At 73.8% G+C, this 1300-nt stretch carries 2 protein-coding genes; one reads left to right on the top strand and one right to left on the bottom strand.

Features of this window, described 5'->3' with window-relative positions; all coding sequences use genetic code 11:
* A partial coding sequence (locus tag AOJ26_RS40710) for a Gfo/Idh/MocA family oxidoreductase (protein WP_053853355.1) occupies positions 1–912 on the bottom strand: 912 nt, incomplete at its 3' end.
* A 56-nt stretch (positions 913–968) separates the two neighbouring features.
* Between AOJ26_RS40710 and AOJ26_RS40705 the strand changes: the two genes are divergently transcribed.
* Positions 969–1300 (top strand): winged helix-turn-helix transcriptional regulator (locus AOJ26_RS40705; RefSeq protein ID WP_199828933.1); only part of this gene is annotated, 332 nt, incomplete at its 3' end.

Here is a 1300-nt window from a genome sequence, read left to right as displayed (position 1 = left end):
GGACCCGCAGGAGGCGGCCTTGAGGGAGGGCGAGTGCCCCGGCACCGCCGCCCACAGCGACTCGGGCTCCCGGCCCCAGTCGGCGGCGGTGCCGGGGCGCTCGCCCTCCCTCAAGGCCGCCTCCTGCGGGTCCAGGCCGTACTTCACATAGCCCGCCTTGGAGCCCAGGACCCGGAAACGGGGGCCGAGCTGGGCGGTGGTGGCGGAGACGTAGAGGTGGGAGCGGACGCCGTTCGCGTGCGTGATCGCGATGAACGTGTCGTCGTCGATCTCGGCACCCGGGCGACGGACGTCCGCTTCGGCGTACACGGAGGCGGCGGGCCCGAAGAGGGTCAGGGCCTGGTCGACGACGTGGCTGCCGAGGTCGTAGAGCAGACCTCCGATCTCTGCGGGGTCGCCGGACTCGCGCCAGCCGCCCTTGGGCTGCGGCCGCCACCGCTCGAAACGGGACTCGAAGCGCCAGACGTCGCCCAGTTCGCCCTCGTCGAGGAGCCGGCGCAGGGTCAGGAAGTCGTTGTCCCAGCGGCGGTTCTGGAAGACGGAGAGCAGCAGGCCGCGTTCCTCGGCGAGGCCGGCGAGTGCGCGTGCCTCGGCGGCCGTACCGGCGACGGGCTTGTCGACCACGACCGGCAGGCCGGCCTCCAGGGCGGCGGTGGCGAGCGGGACGTGCGTCCTGTTGGGGGACGCGATGACGACGAGGTCCAGGTCGGCGGCGCGGGCGAACAGCTCGTCGGTGCCCGCGGCCGTACGGACGTCCGGGAACTCGGCGCGGGCCTGTTCCTGCCGCTCGGGGTTCGAGGTGACCACCGTGTCGAGGGTGAGGCCCTCGGTGGCGGCGATCAGCGGGGCGTGGAAGACGGAGCCCGCGAGGCCGTAGCCGACGAGGCCCACGCGGAGGTCAGCAGCAGTCATGCCCTCCACTTTCGCAACGGTGTTGCCAAAGTGCAAGCGTGACGGAGAATGGCCGGGTGAACAGGACGAACGGCGGAGTCAACCTCCCGGCCCTGCGCAGCCACAACACCGCGCTCGTGCTCGACCTGCTGCGGGGCGCGGGCGCCGGGGGGATCAGCCGGCTGGAACTCGCCGAACGGACCGGGCTGACCCCGCAGGCCGTCAGCAAGATCACCGCCCGGCTGCGGGGGGCGGGGCTCGCGGCGGACGCGGGGCACAGGGCGTCGACGGGCGGCAAACCGCGGACCGTCCTGCGGCTGGTGCCGGCAGCGGGGCACGCGGTGGGCCTCCACCTGGACCGGGACGCGCTGCGGGCGGTGCTGGTGGATCTCGCGGGGACGGTGGTCCG

Origin of the sequence: Streptomyces sp. NRRL B-24085 (assembly GCF_001282115.1) — a bacterium.
Classification (GTDB): Bacteria; Actinomycetota; Actinomycetes; order Streptomycetales; family Streptomycetaceae; genus Streptomyces.
Note: the sequence above shows the minus strand (reverse complement) of the source record. Positions and strands in the feature narration are given on the sequence as shown.